Annotated in this window: 26 protein-coding genes; 13 read left to right on the top strand and 13 right to left on the bottom strand. The window is 49.6% G+C overall.

Going from position 1 to position 21,467, the window contains the following annotated elements; all coding sequences use genetic code 11:
• Positions 1 to 469: 469 nt before the first annotated feature.
• From J1C60_RS07790 to J1C60_RS07755, 8 genes are all read right to left on the bottom strand, one after another.
• Positions 470 to 1,555: an acyltransferase family protein gene (locus J1C60_RS07790; RefSeq protein ID WP_128174925.1), complete on the bottom strand. Its 1,086-nt coding sequence runs from the start codon at positions 1,553 to 1,555 to the stop codon at positions 470 to 472.
• Between the two features lie 227 nt (positions 1,556 to 1,782).
• Entirely contained in the window at positions 1,783 to 2,535 is a 753-nt protein-coding gene (gene tcyN, locus J1C60_RS07785; protein WP_128174927.1) for an L-cystine ABC transporter ATP-binding protein TcyN, read from the bottom strand.
• Complete coding sequence (gene tcyL / locus J1C60_RS07780) at positions 2,532 to 3,200, bottom strand: cystine ABC transporter permease (RefSeq protein WP_128174928.1); 669 nt, start codon at positions 3,198 to 3,200, stop codon at positions 2,532 to 2,534. Before tcyL ends, tcyN begins: the two co-directional genes overlap by 4 nt.
• Entirely contained in the window at positions 3,200 to 4,000 is an 801-nt protein-coding gene (gene tcyJ, locus J1C60_RS07775; RefSeq protein ID WP_128174930.1) for a cystine ABC transporter substrate-binding protein, read from the bottom strand. Before tcyJ ends, tcyL begins: the two co-directional genes overlap by 1 nt.
• Before the next feature lie 122 nt (positions 4,001 to 4,122).
• Entirely contained in the window at positions 4,123 to 5,109 is a 987-nt protein-coding gene (locus J1C60_RS07770; protein ID WP_128174932.1) for a D-cysteine desulfhydrase, read from the bottom strand.
• A 71-nt stretch (positions 5,110 to 5,180) separates the two neighbouring features.
• The gene (gene fliZ / locus J1C60_RS07765) at positions 5,181 to 5,678 is read right to left on the bottom strand and encodes a flagella biosynthesis regulatory protein FliZ (protein ID WP_128174934.1); all 498 of its coding nucleotides are present in this window, start codon (positions 5,676 to 5,678) and stop codon (positions 5,181 to 5,183) included.
• Between the two features lie 42 nt (positions 5,679 to 5,720).
• Positions 5,721 to 6,443 carry an RNA polymerase sigma factor FliA gene (locus J1C60_RS07760; RefSeq protein WP_128174936.1) on the bottom strand — a complete coding sequence of 241 codons (723 nt, stop codon included), beginning with the start codon at positions 6,441 to 6,443 and terminating at the stop codon, positions 5,721 to 5,723.
• Positions 6,444 to 6,637: 194 nt separating this feature from the next.
• Positions 6,638 to 7,705, bottom strand: coding sequence for a FliC/FljB family flagellin (locus tag J1C60_RS07755; RefSeq protein WP_128174938.1), 1,068 nt, complete (start codon positions 7,703 to 7,705; stop codon positions 6,638 to 6,640).
• A gap of 378 nt (positions 7,706 to 8,083) precedes the next feature.
• Here J1C60_RS07755 and fliD point away from each other — a divergent pair, with 378 nt between their 5' ends.
• The 4 genes from fliD (at position 8,084) to amyA (ending at position 12,057) form a co-directional block, all read left to right on the top strand.
• Positions 8,084 to 9,499, top strand: coding sequence for a flagellar filament capping protein FliD (gene fliD / locus J1C60_RS07750; RefSeq protein WP_128174940.1), 1,416 nt, complete (start codon positions 8,084 to 8,086; stop codon positions 9,497 to 9,499).
• Positions 9,500 to 9,515: 16 nt separating this feature from the next.
• Positions 9,516 to 9,926, top strand: a complete 411-nt coding sequence (gene fliS / locus J1C60_RS07745) for a flagellar export chaperone FliS (protein ID WP_128174942.1) — start codon at positions 9,516 to 9,518, stop codon at positions 9,924 to 9,926.
• On the top strand, positions 9,926 to 10,282 hold the full coding sequence (gene fliT, locus J1C60_RS07740; protein WP_128174944.1) for a flagella biosynthesis regulatory protein FliT: 357 nt from the start codon (positions 9,926 to 9,928) through the stop codon (positions 10,280 to 10,282). Before fliS ends, fliT begins: the two co-directional genes overlap by 1 nt.
• A gap of 296 nt (positions 10,283 to 10,578) precedes the next feature.
• Positions 10,579 to 12,057, top strand: coding sequence for an alpha-amylase (gene amyA, locus J1C60_RS07735; RefSeq protein WP_128174946.1), 1,479 nt, complete (start codon positions 10,579 to 10,581; stop codon positions 12,055 to 12,057).
• Between the two features lie 73 nt (positions 12,058 to 12,130).
• Here the strand turns inward: amyA and yedD are convergent, their stop codons facing one another.
• The gene (gene yedD / locus J1C60_RS07730; RefSeq protein WP_128174948.1) at positions 12,131 to 12,574 is read right to left on the bottom strand and encodes a lipoprotein YedD; all 444 of its coding nucleotides are present in this window, start codon (positions 12,572 to 12,574) and stop codon (positions 12,131 to 12,133) included.
• Positions 12,575 to 12,856: 282 nt separating this feature from the next.
• Here yedD and J1C60_RS07725 point away from each other — a divergent pair, with 282 nt between their 5' ends.
• On the top strand, positions 12,857 to 13,180 hold the full coding sequence (locus J1C60_RS07725; RefSeq protein WP_128174949.1) for a DUF6388 family protein: 324 nt from the start codon (positions 12,857 to 12,859) through the stop codon (positions 13,178 to 13,180).
• A gap of 127 nt (positions 13,181 to 13,307) precedes the next feature.
• Positions 13,308 to 13,556, top strand: a complete 249-nt coding sequence (locus J1C60_RS07720) for a CsbD family protein (RefSeq protein ID WP_128174951.1) — start codon at positions 13,308 to 13,310, stop codon at positions 13,554 to 13,556.
• A 47-nt stretch (positions 13,557 to 13,603) separates the two neighbouring features.
• Here J1C60_RS07720 and iraP read toward each other — a convergent pair whose 3' ends face one another.
• Together iraP and J1C60_RS07710 are read right to left on the bottom strand one after the other, a co-directional pair.
• Positions 13,604 to 13,894, bottom strand: a complete 291-nt coding sequence (gene iraP / locus J1C60_RS07715) for an anti-adapter protein IraP (RefSeq protein WP_128174952.1) — start codon at positions 13,892 to 13,894, stop codon at positions 13,604 to 13,606.
• A 73-nt stretch (positions 13,895 to 13,967) separates the two neighbouring features.
• The gene (locus J1C60_RS07710; protein WP_128174954.1) at positions 13,968 to 14,264 is read right to left on the bottom strand and encodes a hypothetical protein; all 297 of its coding nucleotides are present in this window, start codon (positions 14,262 to 14,264) and stop codon (positions 13,968 to 13,970) included.
• 284 nt (positions 14,265 to 14,548) lie between these two features.
• Here J1C60_RS07710 and J1C60_RS07705 point away from each other — a divergent pair, with 284 nt between their 5' ends.
• Together J1C60_RS07705 and J1C60_RS18685 are read left to right on the top strand one after the other, a co-directional pair.
• Complete coding sequence (locus J1C60_RS07705; RefSeq protein WP_128174956.1) at positions 14,549 to 14,788, top strand: DinI-like family protein; 240 nt, start codon at positions 14,549 to 14,551, stop codon at positions 14,786 to 14,788.
• A 202-nt stretch (positions 14,789 to 14,990) separates the two neighbouring features.
• Positions 14,991 to 15,182: a YnfU family zinc-binding protein gene (locus tag J1C60_RS18685; protein WP_422645787.1), complete on the top strand. Its 192-nt coding sequence runs from the start codon at positions 14,991 to 14,993 to the stop codon at positions 15,180 to 15,182.
• Between the two features lie 147 nt (positions 15,183 to 15,329).
• Here the strand turns inward: J1C60_RS18685 and cspE are convergent, their stop codons facing one another.
• A complete protein-coding gene (cspE, locus tag J1C60_RS07700) occupies positions 15,330 to 15,542 on the bottom strand; it encodes a transcription antiterminator/RNA stability regulator CspE (protein WP_017800059.1) in 213 nt (70 codons plus the stop codon).
• A 365-nt stretch (positions 15,543 to 15,907) separates the two neighbouring features.
• Between cspE and J1C60_RS07695 the strand changes: the two genes are divergently transcribed.
• Positions 15,908 to 16,099 (top strand): hypothetical protein, encoded by a 192-nt coding sequence (locus J1C60_RS07695; RefSeq protein ID WP_128174957.1) that lies wholly within the window; start codon positions 15,908 to 15,910, stop codon positions 16,097 to 16,099.
• 61 nt (positions 16,100 to 16,160) lie between these two features.
• Here J1C60_RS07695 and fliE read toward each other — a convergent pair whose 3' ends face one another.
• Positions 16,161 to 16,472 carry a flagellar hook-basal body complex protein FliE gene (gene fliE, locus J1C60_RS07690; protein WP_128174959.1) on the bottom strand — a complete coding sequence of 104 codons (312 nt, stop codon included), beginning with the start codon at positions 16,470 to 16,472 and terminating at the stop codon, positions 16,161 to 16,163.
• A 237-nt stretch (positions 16,473 to 16,709) separates the two neighbouring features.
• Here fliE and fliF point away from each other — a divergent pair, with 237 nt between their 5' ends.
• From fliF to fliI, 4 genes are read left to right on the top strand one after another with little or no spacing between them, the layout of a single operon-like run.
• Entirely contained in the window at positions 16,710 to 18,428 is a 1,719-nt protein-coding gene (gene fliF, locus J1C60_RS07685; RefSeq protein WP_128174961.1) for a flagellar basal-body MS-ring/collar protein FliF, read from the top strand.
• Positions 18,425 to 19,417, top strand: a complete 993-nt coding sequence (fliG, locus tag J1C60_RS07680; RefSeq protein WP_229655824.1) for a flagellar motor switch protein FliG — start codon at positions 18,425 to 18,427, stop codon at positions 19,415 to 19,417. The genes fliF and fliG overlap by 4 nt, the downstream gene beginning before the upstream one ends.
• On the top strand, positions 19,410 to 20,102 hold the full coding sequence (gene fliH, locus J1C60_RS07675; protein ID WP_128174964.1) for a flagellar assembly protein FliH: 693 nt from the start codon (positions 19,410 to 19,412) through the stop codon (positions 20,100 to 20,102). Before fliG ends, fliH begins: the two co-directional genes overlap by 8 nt.
• Positions 20,102 to 21,463, top strand: a complete 1,362-nt coding sequence (fliI, locus tag J1C60_RS07670) for a flagellar protein export ATPase FliI (protein ID WP_128174966.1) — start codon at positions 20,102 to 20,104, stop codon at positions 21,461 to 21,463. The genes fliH and fliI overlap by 1 nt, the downstream gene beginning before the upstream one ends.
• The last annotated feature ends 4 nt before the right edge of the window (positions 21,464 to 21,467 follow it).

Below are 21,467 nucleotides of genomic sequence, written 5' to 3'. Positions count from 1 at the left end.
TTTATTATGCACAGGAGTATCCACTAAGCAGCCCGGACAAGACTGTAGCGATTGTCTTAAAAATAATTTCTGGCCCTGACAATTAACTGATTTAAAAAAGACAATATGCAGATTTCATCTTATTTCTGGTGAGTACATTGCAGGTTGCCCCCCTCACCAACTCGCCTGTTCGTGCGGATAATGCACCTCCGAATAAGGTCATATTACAATGAGCTGTTAACATAACATGAAGTATCGGAAGAGGTGTCATTCAGCACGGAAGTCGCGCCTTGAGATTATTTCGGATTAAACCACGCCAGAAAAGGCCCAGTTATAATTTTAGCGTGGAAAAATACATCATCTGTCATTTGAAATGATACCCGCTACTCTAGTCTATACGCTTTCAGATGTTGAGCCCCCATCTTCATACTGCTATTTTCAGTCAACGCATTGAACAGGAGCGGTATTCCCCCTGTTCAACGCTTAGCTGTTAACTTGCTTCAGGTAAAGCTCGCGTCTTGCGCATCAACCGTGGGTAGAGGAAAAGCAGACGTCCGGGGCCACGATTAAGCACCGACCAGACGAGCAAAGGCAAAATAGTACAGGCCGCAACCGCGACAACAGGAAGCGTTATCGCCCATGAAAGTGAAAATGTCGCGTTAGTAAACAAGCTATAACTGGCAGCCAGCGATAACATGCCAAGGCCAAGAGCCTCAATAAAAATACGATGCAGGACATAAATTTGCAGCGTATTACGACCAATCCAATTGAGCCAGCCCATATTGAATCGCCGGTTGAGCTCACGGCAAACAACAATACCTAAAACGATGGCCAGCATACAGTAAAAGATATTTTTGTAGAGCCCGATAGCATGATGGGCTACCCCTAATAAGGCAATCCCGGCAAGCAACAGCAAATTTCTACGCGTCATGCGACTTAGCTCAACCAGATAAGTACTAAAAAATGCGCCCAAAAGGAAATAGATAAAATTTTGGACTACGCCGGTAGGACCCCAACCAGGAACCCATCCCAACTGGGCCATATAACTTGCTATAATCGCAGCTAAAAACAACCCTTTTTTATAACGATTAAAAAGTTTAGCCGCAATAAAATATCCAGCTAATGCATAAAGATACCACAGGCTGGTCATGGAAAGTGCCAGCAATTGGATAAACTCCCATAACGACTCCGCATAAGCGGCATTTTGAGCTGAAGAGAGCCTTTCACCAATGAGATTAGCAGAAATATTATATATACTTGCCCATTGGATAACGCCCCAAAGGATATAGAGATAAATAAGATTGCTAAACTTTTTCGTGAAAACCTCTTTCCATGACTTTTCACTAATAGCACTTGCAGACAGCAAGCCAGAGACAAAGAAGAAAGCGGGCATTCTGAGTGGAGACAGATAGGTATTAAAAGCTACCCACATGTGTGCTATGGCGTTACCCGCCGTTATATATTGCAGAGAGGGTGCAAAGGTAGTGATAATAGTATGATGTAATACAACCAACAATATGCAACCACCTTTCAGGGTATTAATCCAAAGGACTTCTTTTTTCTCGATCGGTGTCATAATTCATGCCTAATTAAGCGAAAAATCACACCTATAATCAAGAAATTTCCTACAAAAAACTATGAGGTTACTCTTAAAGGGTTATTACTGCGTATAATAACGATGCAGGAAAAGTCTTAACGCGCTTATTAGACGCAAGCACTTAACCTAAGATACGACTTTAAGATTATCTTTATTTACTATTAGCGAAACATAGTTATTCGCCGGATTAACCGGCGAATAATAGCTTAAGCATTGAGGAATTTTTCAAGAAACTGACGGGTACGCGCCTGTTGCGGATTAGAAAAGAGTTGTTTTGCCGGACCTTGTTCAACAATTCTCCCTTGATCCATAAAAATCGCTCTGTCAGCGACATCGCGCGCAAAACTCATTTCATGGGTGACGATCACCATGGTACGCTTCTCTTCCGCCAGCGCCCGGATGGTACTGAGAACTTCACCCACCAATTCAGGGTCAAGCGCAGATGTCGGTTCATCAAACAGAATTACTTCTGGGCGCATTGCCAGTGCACGCGCGATGGCTACACGCTGCTGCTGTCCTCCAGAAAGACGGCGAGGGAAACTCTCTTCTTTACCCTGTAGCCCCACCTTTTCCAGCAGTTGACGGGCACGCGCAATCGCTTCGCTCTTAGGCTCACCTTTGACGATGACCGGGCCTTCAATAATATTCTCCAACACCGAGCGATGCGGAAACAGATTGAAATTTTGGAAGACAAACCCGACCTGCTGGCGCAAGCTGCGCACGCGTTCCTTTTGTTTGCTCATCGCAATCGCTGCGTCAATCTGAATATTACCGACTTTAATGGTACCGCTGTTCGGTATCTCCAGCAGATTGATACTGCGGAGCAATGTCGTTTTACCCGAGCCGCTTGGACCAATAATTGCGACCACTTCGCCTGATGCGACGTCCAGATCGATGCCGTGTAACACCGTCTGACCATTAAACTGCTTAACCAGTTTGCTGACTTCGATGGCGCTCATTTCGACTCCCGATCCTGACGATTAACATGATTTTCCAGCTTATTTTGCAGCGCAGATAACAACGTCGCCATAACCCAGTAAATCAGCGAAGCCGCAAGATACATGGTGAAGACTTCCAGCGTACGCGAAGTGACCAGTTGCGCCTGGCGGAAAAGTTCCGGGACCTGGATGGTGGCGGCCAGCGATGTGTCCTTGACCAGGCTAATAAAACTGTTACCTAGAGGAGGTAAAGCTGTCCGCGCCGCCTGCGGCAGGATCACCCGGCGCATTGTTTGCCAGGGCGTCATACCAATACTGGCCGCCGCTTCCCACTGCCCGCGCTCAATGGATGAGATCGCACCGCGCAATGATTCCGATGCGTAAGCCGCGGTATTAAGCGATAAGCCGATCATCGCCGAGGGTATTGGATCCAGTTCAATACCAAACTGCGGCAAACCGTAGTAGATCATAAACAGCTGGGCAATCAGTGGCGTACCACGAAAAACAGACACATAAAAGCGTGACAGCCAGGCGATAGGCCAGAAGGGGGAAAGCCGCATCAGCGCCAGAATGAAACCAAGTACCAGGCCAAAGAACATCCCGCCGATGCTCAGCTGTAGCGTAAAGACCGCGCCTTTAAGTAAAAAGGGTGCTGAGTCCAGCACCAATTGGATACTTTCTTGCATTATTGAGTAACGTCCGCGCCAAACCATTTTTCAGAAAGTTTAGCGAGCGTGCCATCTTTTTGCATATCCGCGATCGCGCCATCAATCGCCTTCAACAGATCATCATTGCCTTTACGCAATGCCACCCCCGCTTCCTGCCGTGAAAATGCCGGACCTGCCGCAGCCAACGTATTTCCTGTCTTCTTCACTAAATCCAATGCAGCCAGACGGTCGACGAGGATTGCGTTGATACGTCCAACGCGCAGATCCTGATATTTAGTGGGGTCATCATCATAAGTACGGATATCAACACCCTTAACGTTATCACGCAGCCATTGTTCGTAGTTCGATCCCAGTCCTACTCCCACTTTTTTGCCGCTTAAATCCTGCGGTTTAGTAATGGTGCCTGCATCCGCAGCTTTAGTCAGCGCCTGAATACCCGATACAGTGTAAGGGGTTGAGAAATCATATTTCTTTTTGCGCTCATCAGAAATGGTTACCTGGTTAATCACCACATCAATACGCTTAGAATCCAGCGATGCCAGCATGCCGTCCCATTTAGTTGGCTTAAGATTTGCCTTCACACCAAGGTGCTGCGCCAGCGCTGTTGCAAAATCAACTTCAAAACCCGCCAGCTTGCCATTTTCATCCTGGAAGCTAAATGGAGGATAGGTCCCTTCCAGGCCGACCAGCAAATCGCCGCGTTCCTTTACCGTATTCAACAAGTTTTCAGCCGCAAAACTGGCTGTACTGCTGCCAGCTACCAGCGCAACCGCCATAACACCCATTGCCAGTCGGCGACGTACCAGAGAAAAATTCATGCTTACCTCATCTTATGCTTATTGATGTGTGCTCAATGTCCATAAAAATTTTCTAATAAATAGAAACGGCGTCCTTGAAGAATATTTAACGACTGGATTATAAACTGTTTTTCCCGACTAACTTATACCGAAGGATGATAAGCAAATAACGCAGGCGCACCGCCAGTATGCACAAAGACGATCGGCCCTTCACGGCGAAAACGCCGTTGTTCAATCCCATCGATCAACGCTGCCATGGCTTTTCCGGTATAAACGGGGTCAAGAAGGATTCCTTCCAGACGAGCCAGCAGTTTTATCGCTGCAGCGCCTTCTTCATTGGGTTCGCCGTATCCTGGTGCAAAATAATCATCCCAGAGCGTGATCGCCGCGGAGGCATTCAGCGACAGTGACTTGGCAACGGCCTGTTGTAATACCTGAACTTTGGGTAACTGGTCCGCAACCTTTCTTGAAACCGTCACGCCAACGAGTTCAGTTTCAGGCAGTAGCTGTTCCAGTCCCACCGCCAGGCCGGCGTGCGTTCCTGCACTGCCAGATGCCACCACGACGGCGGCGATATCTATGACCCCTTCGCTCTGGTGCGCAATTTCCTGCGCACACTCAACATATCCCAGCGCACCTAATGCACTTGAACCACCGACGGGTATGACATACGGACGAAAACCCTGTACTTCAAGCCGGGTTGCCGCGTCATTTAGCTGATGCTGCGGATCGTAAAGCGCATCGACCATAATAATCTCGGTATCCAGTAGCGACAGTAACAAGCGATTACCGTTTGTCAGATAGTTTTCAGCATGGGTATTGATTGGATTTTCCAGCAAAGCCACACACTTCAATCCCAGTTTTGCCGCGACGGCTGCGGTTTGACGTACATGATTTGACTGGATTGCGCCCGCCGTTACCAGCATATCGGCGCCCTGTCGCAATGCATCAGCGGCAAGAAACTCAAGCTTTCGCAGTTTGTTCCCGCCCATCGCTATTGGCGTGACGTCGTCACGTTTAATAAAAATATCGCGACCAAGATGGTCAGAGAGACGAGGAAGGTGCTCCAGGGGTGTTGGCGCGCCAATAAATTCTAGCCGGGGAAAGTCAATTAAGTGATGTAGGGACAACACAGCCTCCGCTTTACGCGTTACGTTATCCCTACAGTCTTGCAGAAGATGAGCAAATGGTCACCTTTCATTTATGCATGCAGCCAGTGAAGAAATTGATCGTACTTACGTAGTGCGATGCGATAATTATTCTGACCGGCATCAGGGAGCGCATTTTCCAGACATTTATGCCAGCTCGTATCGTCTTTCTTTTCAATCGGATAGTTACGCGCAGCAAGCATATCGTCGAGGCGCCTTAAGCGCACCACATACTCACGTACCGTGCTGTGGCTCATTTCTGTTTGCTCAAACAGGTACTGTTTAAATGCCATAATATCGAAATAAGTCGGATGGGTGTTGCAATAGATATCACTACAAAAGCGGCACAGCGCCATCAGCTCATTTTGCAACTTCAGCCAGACCCGATCGTCGACCGGCTGATCCATTCGGGCAATCGCCTCTTTATTGATAATTTGACCACGAAACACCAGCGCCATACGATCCAGTACCTTGCCACAATGTGAACAGTGGCTCTGGCTGTGTTTGTAGTCCTTCAAATATCGGCTCAATGGCCTTGTTTTTGGCGCCATGAGAAATTCCCCGGTCGTCTAGGAAAGTAACAACTGACCTTGTCAACGTGCGCCTGATAACCTGGCGCGCAAACGTTTTATCGCCTGACTATGTAACTGGCTGACGCGAGATTCCCCCACGTCCAGCACCGCACCGATCTCTTTGAGATTGAGCTCTTCCTGGTAATATAAGGTCAGTACCATTTTTTCACGATCGGGCAAAGCCTCAATCGCAGCAATCACACGTTCACGTAGATTCCCTTCCATAAGTTGATAAAGTGGGTCCGCTTCTTCATGCCCTTCGGTAATCCACTCCGCGCTATCGCCATGCTCCTCACGATATTCATCATAAGAAAAAAGCTGGCTGTTGTTCGTATCCAGCAGTATCTGCCGATACTCCTCCATCGAGACATTCAGCTGTTCTGCCACTTCCAGTTCACTGGCAGAACGTCCCTGAGCCTGCTCAACTTTGTGCATCGCGGTCGCGACATCACGGGCATTACGGCGTACGCTGCGCGGTGCCCAGTCACGGCTGCGAAGCTCATCCAGCATCGCCCCTCGGATACGCTGTACCGCATAGGTGGTAAACGCCGTCCCTTGCAACGCATCAAAGCGCTCCACGGCGTTTAATAGTCCAATTCCGCCAGCCTGCAGCAGATCGTCCAATTCTACGCTGGCCGGCAAACGTACCTGAAGTCGCAGTGCTTCATGGCGTACCAACGGCACATATCGCTGCCACAGCGAATGTTTATCCATCACGCCTTCGGCGGTATAGAGATCGTTCACTCTGACTTCCCTTGCGTTAATGAGTTATCGCGATAATTATCCAATGCTGTCGAGAGATTGATTGAGTGAATAGGTGTAAAAAAGGGGGGTTATTTCAGAAATGCAGCAAATGACATCTTCTCGTATCCATGATGCGGATAGCAAAAACCCCGCCAAAGCGGGGTTAGATGTAATGAACGTCACGCGACTGCGAATTAGCCCTGCAGCAGAGACAGCACGCTTTGTGGAACCTGGTTCGCACGAGCCAGCACGGAGTTGCCGGCCTGCTGTAGGATTTGCGCCTTCGACATATTAGACACTTCTGTTGCGTAGTCGGCGTCCTGAATACGTGACTGTGCAGATGAAAGGTTTGTGGTGGTGTTGTTCAGGTTGGTGATAGCAGAATCCAGACGGTTCTGGACCGCACCCAGCGAACTGCGGAACTGGTCAACTTGCGCGATGGCATCATCCAGCGCTTTTAACGGATCGTCAGTCGGAGCGTTATCAATTTCAGCGGCACCAACGGTGACAACCGCACTGGCGTTAACGGCAGGATCTGCAGCCGGATCCGCATCAGTAATGGCTACCGTTGCCTCCATATATTTGCCGGTGTCAGCATCTTTTACCGCATAAGCAACATCGCCAGCCGCGTTTTTATACTGCAGCAGGTCAACAACATCACCACCGGCATTTTTAACATCAGCCGCCGCCACAGCCACGCCATTTGTATCTTTAAGATCGGCCGTTGTAGGACGCACAACATTGAATTTATCCAGCTTCAAGGTGCCGCTATCAATTTTTTTCAGGTCGATGGCAATGGTTTCACCGTCGTTCGCGCCGACCTGAATCTGCATGGTGTTGTTAGATGCCAGCACTTTAACGCCGTTAAACTGGGTCTGTCCTGAAACGCGATCGATTTCCGCCAGACGTGAGGTAATTTCGTCCTGGATAGATGAGAGATCGGAGTCAGAGTTAGTGCCGTTCTGTGCCTGTACGGTCAGTTCACGGATGCGCTGTAAGTTATTGTTAATTTCACCCAGTGAGCCTTCCGTCGTCTGAGCAACAGAAATACCGTCATTGGCATTACGCGCGGCCTGGGTCAGACCTTTAATGTTAGACGTGAAACGGTTGGCAATTGCCTGACCTGCCGCATCATCTTTTGCACTGTTGATACGCAGACTGGAAGATAAACGCTCGATCGCCGTGCCCAGCGCAGACTGAGACTTATTCATGTTGTTCTGCGTCATCAGCGACAGGCTGTTAGTATTAATAACTTGTGCCATGGTAATATCCTTTAATCAGATCGGTTAGGTTTGGGCTATCTGCCCACGGCTTCATCGCCGTCCAACCATGTATCGGCCCGCCTAAAGCAACCTTTAGAAAAAAGTTTATTCGCCTCCTGTTCATGCAGCATGCTGGCTTTCACGCAAGACCATATGCATACGTTGCTTTTCCTCGCGGGCTCACGTCGTAATTCATCATCAGGAACAAACGTTGGGATGAGGTAATCCGATGAGAATATGCGGCTAACGTTAACGTCGGAATTGCCTGGTTTTATTTCCGGTGTTCGCTTTATTGCGTCTGCTAAAAAAAAGTAAACTTTCTAAAAATCCTGCCGATAAAACCAACACTTCTTCTGAGAGAATAAGATAAGGATAGTTATGGCCAGCATCTCTTCATTAGGTATTGGGGCCGGATTCGATTTAAGTACGGTATTAACCAATCTGACAACAGCGGAAAAAGCTGCACTGGCGCCCATTAGCGCTCAGCAAAGCGCCTATACCGCAAAGCTGACGGCCTATGGCACACTGAAAAGCGCACTGACCGCATTCCAGACTGCCAACACCGCGTTGAGCAATGCCAATATTTTCCAAAGTACCACCGCAACCAGCAGCGCCCCATCGGCATTTACCGCCGCCACCGCGGCGGGGGCGGCGGCGGGTCAATATACCGTTGAGGTCACTCAACTGGCACAGGCGCAATCATTGCTCTCCGGCAAAGTAACCAGTACCACGGACAGTATTGGCAGTACGGCGACAACGCGAACGCTAACCATCAGCCAGCCTGGTAAAGAAAAACCTCTCGAAATTCAGTTAACTGATAAGCAAACTTCACTAACCGGGGTACGCGATGCTATTAACAATGCGGCGGCGGGGATCAACGCCAGCATTATTAAAGTGGATGACGATCATTACCAGTTAGTTGTCACCTCCGGCAGTACCGGGAAAAACAACGCGATGACCATCGCGGTTAAGGGTGACGATACGCTGCAGCGTGTTATCGGTTATGACAAGGATGCCGCACAGGGCACCAATGGAATGACGGAGTCTATACCGGCTAAAAACGCCCTTCTCAAGGTCAATAATGTTGCTATTGAACGTGACAGTAACACTATTATCGATGCGCCTGAAGGCGTTACGTTAACCCTACTGAATAAGACTGATGGCGTCCAGTCACTGACGATCGGCAAAGATATTGCAAAGACGACATCGGTTATTACTGATTGGGTAAAAGCCTACAATGCCCTGCAGACAACCTTTGACAATCTGACCAGCTATACCGGCGTTGACGCTGGCCAGGATCAAAACAATAAGAACGGAGCACTGTTAGGCGATAGCACGTTACGCACGATACAGACTCAGTTGCAAAGCCAGTTAACTAACGCAGCCAGCAGTTCCACCTTTAAAACACTGGCCCAAATTGGTATTACGCAGGACCCCAATAGCGGACAGTTAAATGTAGATAATGACAAGCTAAAAGCCAGCGTGACATCTGACGCCAAAGGCGTGATGGCAATGATCGTCGGCGATGGGAAAACGACCGGGATTGCCACAACCATCGGTCGATCATTAGCCAGCTACACCTCCACTACCGGTATTCTGGCCGCTGCAACCGATGGTGTTAACAGCACGCTTAAAAAACTCACCGAACAATTCAACACCGCGAACGATCGCATTAACAGCAATATTCAGCGGTACAAAACGCAGTTTACCCAGTTGGATGTACTCATGACCCGGTTGAATAACACCAGTAGCTATTTAACCTCTCAGTTCAGTACCTCGAATGATAGCAAGTAAGTAATGAGGACGTGATATGTATAGCGCAAGCGGCACCAAAGCCTATGCGAAAGTGGGGCTGGAAAGTTCAGTAATGAGTGCCACCCCCCATCAACTGATCACCCTGTTATTCGACGGTGCGCTGAGCGCACTGATTCGTGCACGCCTGTTTCTGCAAGAGGACAATCTTGCTGGCAAAGGGGAATCGTTATCTAAAGCGATTAATATTATTGAGAACGGGCTGAAGGTAGGTCTGATTGACAGCAGCGGTGACGAGTTAGCGGACAACTTATCAGCATTATATGCCTACATGGTACAACGTCTGTTGCAGGCTAATCTGCATAATGATGGGGATGCCATACAGGAAGTCGAGACGCTGCTACGTAATATTGCTGATGCCTGGAAGGATGCGTCCAACACCCATCAATTGGTTCAGGAAGCTGTTTGATGGACGCTGCGCCGCACTTGCTGGTGATTTACCAACAACTATTAGTCCTCAGCCAGACGATGCTGCGTCTGGCTGCTGAGAACAAATGGGATGAGTTAATTGATATGGAAGTCCATTATATCAGTGCGGTGGAAACATTGTCTGATGTCACGCAGCAGCATCCTGTCTCCCTTCATACTCAGGAACAGCTGCGTCCTGTTTTACGGCATATTTTGGATAATGAAGCCGAGGTAAAACGCCTGCTGCAGCTGCGTATGGATGAGCTGGTTTCCCTGATTGGCCATTCAAATCGCCATAAAGCAATGAATTCTGCTTATGGTGAACTGTCGGGTACCGTACTGTATCCCAGTGAATAAATGGGCCAGCGACGAAACACCATTTCGTTACCCAGAAGGATACTCTGACAAGCGCCGAAAGCAGCGACCTTGCACCCGCACTTACGACACCGAAAAAAGCGATCGGGAGTAAGAGACTGTCGGCTTCTGGTCGTTCTGCTGCACGAAAATATAATAAAGCAGCCGTGCGACTGACCAGCGGATCCTCCCCGCCCACAGCAATCTTCCGCTAACGCGAAATAAATATTCCCGACTTCATACTTTTCCTGCCGCTTACTCCATACTTTACTTTTCGGACAGAGTAAACGGAGTCGATAATGCGCAACCCAACATTGCTACAGTTCTTCCACTGGTATTATCCCGATGGAGGAAAACTCTGGCCTGAGGTCGCCGAACGCGCAGCATGGCTGGGTGAAACCGGCATTACCGCCGTCTGGCTCCCACCCGCTTATAAAGGTGACTCCGGCGGTTACTCCGTGGGCTACGACACATATGACCTGTTCGACCTGGGCGAATTTGATGCAAAGGGAAGCCGTGCAACCAAGTACGGTGATAAACAGCAGTTACTGGCGGCCGTCGACGCGCTAAAGTCACAAAATATTGGCGTGATTCTGGATGTCGTGCTGAACCATAAAATGGGTGCTGATGAGAAGGAGCCGGTAAAGGTCAATCGAGTTAATCCGGAGAACCGCGAGGAAATTGAGGAAGACGTCATCGACGCCGAAGCCTGGACCCGTTTCACCTTTCCGGAGCGTGCGGGAAAATACTCTCAATTTATCTGGGATTATCATTGCTTCAGCGGCGTAGACCATATTGAAAACCCCGATGAAAACGGCATTTTTAAAATAATTAACGACTACACCCGGGATGGCTGGAACGATCAGGTCGATGATGAGTTAGGTAACTTCGATTATCTGATGGGCGCAAATATTGATTTTCGTAATCATGCCGTAACAGAAGAACTTAAGTACTGGGCACGCTGGATTATGGATGAGGTCCACTGTACCGGCTTTCGACTTGATGCGGTTAAACATATTCCGGCCTGGTTCTATAAAGAGTGGATAGACCATATCCAGCAAGCGGCTGAACAGCCGATGTTTATCGTTGCAGAATACTGGTCGCATGAAGTGGATAAATTACAGAATTATATCGACCAGGTTGATGGCAAAACCATGTTATTTGATGCAGCCCTGCACCTAAATTTCCACAATGCCTCGCAGCAGGATGCCGATTATGATCTCAGCCAGATTTTTACCGGTTCGCTGGTTGCCACCGATCCTCTCCATGCCGTTACGCTGGTCGCAAACCATGACACTCAACCGTTACAATCACTGGAGGCCCCTGTCGAGCCGTGGTTTAAACCCCTCGCCTATGCCCTCATTTTACTGCGCGAACAGGGAGTTCCAACCGTATTTTATCCTGACCTTTTTGGCGCGACTTACGAAGATGAAGGCAATGACGGACAGCAATACATGATTGAAATGCCGGTTATCGCCGAGCTAACGCCGCTAATTACCGCACGTCAGAACTATGCGCATGGCGTACAAACAGATTATTTCGACCACGCAAATTGTATCGCATTTACGCGCAGCGGAACCGAGACACTACCGGGTTGCGTGGTGATCATGTCAAACGGTGATGCCGGAGAAAAAACGCTAACGCTCGGAGAAGCGTGGGCGAATAAACAGTGGCACGATTATTTAGGCCAGCATGATGAAATCATCCGCAGCGATGAACACGGCCAGGCAACCTTTCGCTGTCAGGGGCGAGGTGTCAGCGTTTGGGTGTTGGATTAACGCTTGCTCATCATAATGCGGTATGCCGAGAAGGCCATACCGCACCCGCCCAAAGCAAAGCTTGTCAGCTCTTTTACTTAAACGCTTCGGGAGCAATATTTTGGATCGTTTTGCTATCCGGCTGCTGCTGTACCGCTTCCAGTGCCTGCTGGCATTCTGCCGTGGGTGTATCCACTTTATGCAATTTCAGCTTGTCGTAGTACATCACGCCATTCTCTACATCCAGTGGCATAACACGCAGCTGCTTATTCACATTAACATACTCGTCAGCACGGACAGTCAGCTTGCCAGGCTTCGCAATCACCCGCTGCCACTGACGGCAATCGAGCGTATCCCCTTGCTCAGTAACAATAAGAGTGGCAATTGCATCAGGACTGATTAAACCACTTTGCGGTCCCATACTTTGCCAAACCCCGAGTAAAGCGGCGGGTGCTGGCGTTTTAACGGCCTGATCGTAATTGGTAATTTGCGTACAGCCGCTTAGCGCTATCGCACTGAGTACCATCCACTTTTTCATGTTCATTCCTTCATCTTAATGCGCACGCGGATAAGCGTTAATTGTTCGATCTATTTTGGCAAGAAACATATCACTACACCGCTAATGACAACAGGCAATCTTCAGTATAATCAGTTTACAGTGGGATAACTGACTAAAATTTCAGCATTTCTTTGCGCCGGATAACATATAGCTGCGCCAGCGTTGTATCGCTCAGAGTAAAAAAGAGATCGCAGCCACGGCAAGACAATGGCCGCCTTCGGCGTGTACACTAGCCTAAAGACACCTGAATCTGGAAGAGAGATGAAAACCCCAGAAGAGTATTACGCTATTGCCCGCGATATGTTTTTGCAGGCACACCCGGATTTCAGCGCCGCGCTGGATAAAATCAGCCCCCAGGATGCCCAATCGCTGGGTATGACGCAAGAACGACTGCGCGCAATCCAGGCCGATCGCATTTACGCAGCTTTCCTGCGAGCCAAAAAACAGGATGGGATCCTGTTCTCAATCCAACTGGCTGAGCCCAATAAAGAGGTTGCGGCACAGGCGATTGAACGTTATTTACGCTCCCATGCTGAAGCGCTGGGAATGACCTGGGAAGAGTTCTGTATCAAAAATGAATTGTAACCACGCTTTCCACGTATTCATGCAAAAGATAACGATAACACGTTCAATTTTGAAATCTGCCACCCACGCACCAATGGTCTATGCTTAACAATGTCTCGAAAGAGGACTCACTCATTAAGGAGAGCATATGTTTGAACAGGCAAAAGACAAAGTTGATGAAGCTATCGGTGCCGGCCAGGAGCAGTTCGGTAAAGCTACCCGCTCACCGGAGCATGAAATAAAAGGTAAGGTTCGCAAACAACTTGCCCGCGGAAGTTATGTAGTTGATGATTTTGTCGACAGCGTGAAGGAACAAACAAAGAGTTCTCCACTCGCTTCGCTGGCCATTGCCGTTGGCGTAGGCTTTGTGCTGGGTAAAGTGATCGGCCGTAAATAACGTGATTCACGGCAGTGTCTGCGGCAGCAGGCACTGCCTTGTGGGAATTACTCTTCTATCTCTGATTTTTCATCGACATAACGTGTTACCGCTAATAAACGATTCACATGTGTCAACAGTAAATCCACGTCCGTTTGCAAAAATTCAGTTGAAGACGTTGACGCCGCCATAATGGCACTTTGTACATTTTCAGAAATAGAGTTTGAGCCCTGTTTTCCGGCAGTAAGCATTAGCGCGGCGATCAGCAGCGATTGCGCTTCAACCTGCGCCGTAAGTTCTTTGGCATCCACATCCATTTTTGCCATCTTCAGTAAAATGTCGATTACCAACTGTTTCATACTGCTTCCCCTGTTTATTTACCCTACGCTATCACCTGAAGAGGCTAACGAATGGCATCGGTCTGTCATCTTATTATTTGGCGATCATCGTCTTAACGCGTGAATAGCCATAAGTAAAGACGGAGTCCGTTGGACATACCAACACCAGCACATCGCCGCTGTTCGCCTCGCTCAACATCTCATCCAATTCACGATCGAAAGCGCTTGTAAGCTCAGGTAGCGCCATTAACATTTCGCCCGGATAATCGACGTTATCATCATATGGCATGTCCTCAATACGCGTCCCCTTCACCACAAAGATCAGCAGGGATTTGTTATCATGCAGCACTTCTGCTTTTAAATGTTTACCCGTCGGGTGCTTTGCTGCCATGGTGGCTCCTGAGTCGTCTCTCATGCTGCGTTTCACAGCCGTGTTTAGCGATCCCCGCCAGCATCAGTGGCGAGGCGACAGGAAGTATATACACAAAATGCAATAAACTGCATTGGATGTCCTGCAAGCACGGTCTACAGAGTGCCAGTTGGCGCGTATTTTTTGCCTTAAGCACGTAATTGCATCACAAAACTTCGCTCAGCCATTGATACTGTATCGTTATCCAGTATTATTAGCCCCCCAAAACAGAAAAACCGTGTGATCGCTCAAAGAGGTTTGCAAAAATGTTTGTCGAGTTGATTTATGATAAACGCAACGTGGCAGGACTTAACAATGCCAATGAAATTATCCATGAAGAGTTAGAAAAACGCATTCATCGTGCTTTTCCGGAGGCGCAGGTAAAAGTCAAACCGATGCAGCGCAACGCGATCGAAACCGATGCCAGTAAAAGCGATAAGGCGATTATGGCACGTATTATTGAAGAAATGTTTGAAGAAGCAGACATGTGGTTGGTGGCAGATTAAACGCACCGTACCGGGATATCGATAACCGTTAACGTTCGATATCAATGCCGCGCCGGATGCCGTTCGATGGCGACAAGGCCAGGTCCATGGAAGGACCGGATAATATAGCGCGGGGATGGCGTATGAAGGATATGACGATCGTGGGGTATGAAGATCTTTTGTCACAATTAGCGCGTAAGCTGGCTGCTAAACCATCCATTAGATGACTACAATGCTGAATCTCGATAGCTTACGGTTTTTCAGAACGCGAACTAAATCAATAAAATGCCCATCCTGCGCCTTAACGGATAAGCAATTATCATCAAAAATCAGCAAAGACCACACGATGATATGTTCTCATTGTGGCGCGTATTTTACGGCAAGCCAAAGTAAGACAGCGAAAAGCACATCATAATATATGATGGCGAAAATGACTGGATGCTGGCACTGCGTGAACTACGGACGTAAAAAAACCCGCACGAGGCGGGTTTTTCTCACAGGGGCTTAACTGCTCGGGTAATATACCCTCTTCGCTATCGTAAGCACCCTGCTATGTTGCGTCTTAGCGTGCAACAACGTTGGTCGCTGAAGGACCTTTAGCGCCGTTCTCAACAGAGAACTCTACGCTCTGACCTTCGTCCAGCGTTTTGAAGTTATCACCCTGGATTGCAGAAAAATGTACGAATACATCTTTGCTACCATCGGTAGGAGAAATAAAGCCAAAACCTTTCTCAGCGTTAAACCATTTTACTAAACCAGTCATTTTATTAGACATAATACTTTCCTCTGAATTTCGTTGGCCTGATAACCAGGCGGACAGGATTGCTTTGCAGATAATACTTATGAGCAAGGTAATAAGAAGATTCAGGAAAAGAGATATCTAAGATAACGCTCGAACTGAGAACTGCTTTAATAAAACCGCTTGGCATAAATAGGTCTGTACCACAAACCGAGTCGCTATTTACACACGCATCACTTTTTTAAGCAAGCATTATCGTCAATTAAAGCTATTTATTTCTATTATTGAACGATTTGGATTTGGGTTTTTGGGGATCATGCACCATTTACTCCTTTAATTAACAAAGGTCACCTACCGTCGGTTTTTACGCTATGATACGTTTACTAAAAGGGAGAAATGACATGGAATGGCGATACACCGCACTGGGTCTGCTTGCGCTTACGGTAACGGGTTGCTCAAAAACACCTGTTGAGCCGACAGTATTCCAGCATGAAACTCGAGAATGCTGGAATTACCACGGCATGATGACCGCACCTATGCCGCCTGCCGCCATGCAGGAACTTAAGAAAAAATGTCAGGCGTCAATGCGCTAATGGGCAAGGTGACTGGCCCACACACGTTGCGCCAAAATAGTGAGGTCGGCAAGTTACAGATTCAAACCTGCATATTCATCATTTCCTGATACGCCGCAACCAGTTTATTGCGGACCTGGATACCTAGCTGCATTGAAACTGCCGATTTCTGCATATTTACCATCACGTCATTCAGGGCGACTCCCGGCTTGCCCAACTCAAAGTTCTGGGCCTGCGTGCGAGCAACATCCTGGCTTTCGCTGATCTTACCCAGCGCCGCATTCAACTGCCCGGCGAAATCGATATGATCGGCACCCTGCGTAGCTTTATTAGCAGCGTGTAGCCCCGTCACGTGTAACTGTTGAATAACGCTTTCGATACCTTGAATAGCCATCTTTTGCCTCAAAACTGCGTGAACGTAAATTTTACGATTAAAAACTTATCACACTGTCAATCAGACAAAGCCTGCAAATAGCAGCAAAAAACCCAGCTTATTCGCCCATCAAATTTTTTAATACAGAAAATAATGACCACATTGAGGGGGAACTTTTACTGCAAGCCTCACCAGGGAGTCAGCTTTGCTACCACTTAACGTAAATCAGTCCGGTCTATTGCCACTCAGGGAAAGGTCATGAACGCTTCGGTCGCTCAAAACTCAGCAGATAAAAAAGGCATCAGCGATCTTCTGGCACGCCTGCGCGCCAATCCCCGAATTCCTGTGATGATTGCCGCAGCAGCAGCGATTGCAATCGTTATCGCGATGGTGCTATGGGCAAAACAGCCTGATTATCGTGTGCTTTATAATAATCTGACCGATGAAGACGGTGGCGCGATCGTCACGCAGCTAAGTCAAATGAATGTGCCCTACCGTTTCAAAGAAAACGGCGGTGCATTAATGGTTCCAGCTGAGCAGGTGCATGAGCTGCGCCTGCGCCTGGCGCAACAGGGACTTCCCAAAGGGGGAGCGGTTGGCTTTGAACTACTGGACAAAGAGAAGTTTGGTATCAGCCAGTTCAGTGAACAGATCAACTATCAGCGCGCGCTGGAAGGTGAACTGGCACGCACCATCGAAACATTTGGCCCGGTTAAAAACGCACGCGTACACCTGGCCATGCCAAAACCTACCCTGTTTGTTCGTGAACAAAAATCGCCTTCCGCCTCCGTTACGCTGAACCTGCAGCCGGGCCGGACGTTGGACGAAGGACAAATCAATGCGGTGGTTCACATGGTTTCCAGCAGCGTAGCCGGTCTACCACCGGGTAACGTCACCGTGGTGGATCAAACGGGACGCCTGCTCACGCATGCTGATGCTGCCGGACGCGATTTGAACGATGCCCAGTTGAAATACACGAGCGAAGTTGAAAATCGTTACCAACAGCGTATTGAAGCCATTCTCGGCCCGCTGGTCGGGCCGGGAAATGTCCATGCCCAAGTGACCGCCCAAATTGATTTTGACGCCAGTGAACAAACTGACGAGCAGTATAAACCGAATGCGGATCCCAATAACGCCGCCGTGCGTTCCAGACAAAGCAGCCTGAGTGAACAGTCGGGTGGACAGTACGCGGGGGGCGTACCCGGCGCGTTGTCTAACCAACCCGCGCCAGCGAATTCTGCCCCCATTCAAACCCCAAATACCAATAATAATGCGGCAGCAAATAATACCAACACGGCGAACGCCACTAACGCAGCAACCGCGGCCAGTGCCGCTAACGAGCGCGCGGCGCCAACCAATATGCGGAAAGACGATACCACTAACTATGAGGTCGACCGCACCATTCGCCACACAAAAATGAATGTTGGCAACGTCAAGCGTCTCTCCGTGGCCGTAGTGGTCAATTATCGTCTTGATGAGCAGGGAAAAAATGTTGCGCTAAATGATAACCAAATTAAACAGATTGAGGACCTGACGCGTGAAGCGATGGGATATTCAACCGGACGCGGCGACAGCGTAAATGTTGTCAATTCGCCATTTACGCCGACGGCGGTTAGCGGTGGCGAGCTGCCCTTCTGGCAACAACAATCGTTCTTTGAACAGGTGCTGGTCGCTGGTCGCTGGCTGTTGGTGCTGCTGGTCGCCTTCATTCTCTGGCGCAAGGTGATCCGCCCGCAGCTCATACGTAAGCAGATGCAGGATAACGCCACCGCCGAGGCTCTTGCCACGCGCAATATGCAGCATCAGGAGCAGGATGCCTATACGGTAAACCTCAGTAAAGATGAGCTTGACCAACAGCATAAATCCCAACAGCGCCTGAGTGCAGAAGTGCTGAGCCAGCGCATCCGCGCTATGTCTGAAAACGATCCGCGCGTCGTGGCGCTGGTTATTCGTCAATGGATGAGCAACGAACTATGAGCCTGAAAGGTAGCGAAAAAAGCGCCATTTTAATGATGACCATTGGTGAAGAGCGTGCGGCCGAGGTATTTAAACACCTCGGAGCGCGTGAAGTTCAGCACCTCAGCGCCGCTATGGCGAATATGAAACAGATTTCACACAAGCAACTGACCGATGTGCTGCGTGAATTCGAGAAAGAAGCTGAGCAGTTCGCCGCATTAAGCCTCAATTCCAATGATTACCTGCGTTCAGTCTTGATCAAAGCATTAGGCGAGGAGCGTGCCGCCAGCCTGCTGGAAGATATCCTCGAAACGCGGGAAACCACAACCGGCATGGAAACGCTCAACTTTATGGAGCCCCAGTCGGCGGCAGACCTTATCCGTGATGAGCATCCGCAGATCATCGCTACCATTCTGGTTCACCTCAAACGCGGCCAGGCGGCTGATATCCTGGCGCTGTTTGACGATCGTTTGCGCCATGATGTGATGCTGCGTATTGCCACCTTCGGTGGCGTACAGCCTGCAGCACTGGCTGAGCTGACCGAGGTGCTCAATACCCTGCTTGATGGTCAAAACCTCAAACGCGCAAAAATGGGCGGTGTGAGAACCGCTGCCGAAATTATTAACCTGATGAAATCACAGCAAGAAGAAGCCGTTATTGAAGCGGTCCGTGAATTCGATGGCGAGCTGGCACAAAAAATTATCGACGAGATGTTCCTGTTCGAAAACCTGGTAGAAGTCGACGATCGCAGTATTCAGCGTCTGTTACAGGAAGTGGAATCGGAGCAACTATTGATTGCGCTGAAAGGTTCAGAACAGCCACTGCGTGAAAAATTCCTCAAGAATATGTCGCAACGTGCCGCAGATATTCTGCGCGACGACCTGGCTAATCGTGGTCCGGTACGCATGTCTTCAGTGGAGAACGAACAGAAAGCTATTCTGCTGATCGTTCGCCGCCTTGCGGAAAGCGGTGAAATGGTTATTGGCGGGGGCGAAGAAACCTATGTCTGATGCATTTTCTTCCCGGCCATGGAAAGCCTGGCAACCCGACGACCTGGGCTATATCCCCAAAGCGGCGTCAGAAGAACTTATTGAGACGGCACTGCCTGCCAACGAGCCGGATTCCCAACAGAGCCAGTTGGAAATGCTCCAACTGCAGGTACGTAACGAAGCGCAGAGTATTGGCTACGCGGAAGGCCAACAAAAAGGGCTCAGTGAGGGTCAAAAAGCAGGTTATGACGCGGGCTATCAGCAAGGATTAGCGGAAGCTCAGCAGCGACATGCGCCAATCCAGGCCCGTATGCAGCAGTTAGTGACCGAATTTCACCATACCCTCGAAGCATTGGATAGCGTTATTTCCGCGCGCCTGATGCAGCTTGCGCTGGAGGCAGCGCGCCAGGTGATCGGCCAGGCAACGGCGGTTGACGGATCAGCGCTGCTGCGCCAAATCCAGCAGTTGATTCAGCAGGAACCTATGTTTAGCGGCAAACCTCAACTACGCGTACACCCCGATGATCTTCAGCAGGTGGAACAAACGCTCGGCGCCACACTTAATCTCCATGGCTGGCGGCTGCTGGCAGACAACACGCTGCACCCGGGTGGCTGTAAAGTCAGCGCTGAGGATGGCGATCTGGATGCCAGCGTCGCCACCCGCTGGCATGAGCTCTGTCGCCTTGCCGCACCGGGAGAGCGCTGATGTCATCCCGTCTTTCACGCTGGCTTGGCGCCCTGGATGCTTTTGAAGAGCGTCTAAGTCGGGTACCTGCGGTGCGGCGCTACGGGCGCCTCACCCGCGCGACAGGCCTGGTTCTGGAGGCGACTGGCTTGCAGTTACCGCTTGGTGCGACCTGCGTTATCGAACGGCAAGAAGCAGATCATATTACCGAAGTCGAAAGCGAAGTCGTGGGTTTTAACGGACAAAAACTGTTCCTCATGCCGCTGGAGGAAGTGGAAGGTATTCTGCCCGGAGCCCGCGTCTTTGCCCGTGTTACCGGTGGGAAACAATACAATGGCAAGCAACTGCTGCTGGGACCTGAACTCTTAGGGCGAGTACTTGACGGTAGCGGACGCCCGCTTGATGGCCTGCCGTCACCGGAAACGGGCTACCGCGCCGCATTAGTGACGCCGCCGTTTAACCCGCTACAGCGGACGCCAATTACCGATGTCCTTGATACCGGCGTCCGCGCGATTAACGCCCTGTTGACCGTTGGGCGCGGCCAGCGGATGGGGCTTTTTGCCGGCTCAGGCGTCGGGAAAAGCGTGCTGCTTGGCATGATGGCACGTTACACCAAAGCCGATGTGATTGTCGTGGGATTGATTGGCGAGCGTGGGCGCGAAGTTAAAGACTTTATTGACAATATCTTAGGCGTTGAAGGCCGGACTCGCTCAGTGGTGATCGCAGCGCCGGCTGATGTATCACCGTTATTACGTATGCAGGGTGCCGCCTATGCCACGCGTATTGCCGAAGATTTCCGTGATCGCGGCCAGCATGTATTGCTGATTATGGACTCACTGACGCGTTATGCCATGGCTCAACGTGAAATAGCCTTGGCTATTGGTGAACCTCCTGCCACCAAAGGTTACCCACCTTCGGTTTTTGCCAAATTACCCGCGCTGGTTGAACGTGCCGGAAACGGTATCAGTGGCGGCGGTTCGATTACCGCGTTCTATACCGTATTAACCGAAGGCGACGATCAACAAGATCCCATTGCCGATTCTGCGCGCGCCATTCTTGATGGGCATATTGTCCTTTCTCGTCGTTTGGCAGAAGCCGGGCACTATCCCGCCATTGATATTGAAGCCTCAATTAGCCGGGCGATGACCTCGTTGGTCGACGACACCCATTATGCGCGGGTACGCCAGTTCAAACAGTTATTGTCGAGCTATCAGCGTAACCGCGATTTGATCAGCGTGGGCGCCTATGCTGCAGGAAGCGACCCGCTACTGGATAACGCGATACGACTTTACCCGGAACTGGAAGCCTTTCTTCAACAGGGCATTTTTGAGCGCAGCCAGTATGATGACGCCTGTTTGCATTTACAGGCTATTTTTGGTTAATCCG

Source organism: [Pantoea] beijingensis (assembly GCF_022647505.1).
Lineage (GTDB): Bacteria > Pseudomonadota > Gammaproteobacteria > Enterobacterales > Enterobacteriaceae > Erwinia > Erwinia beijingensis.
This window is presented reverse-complemented; position numbering and strand designations above follow the sequence as displayed.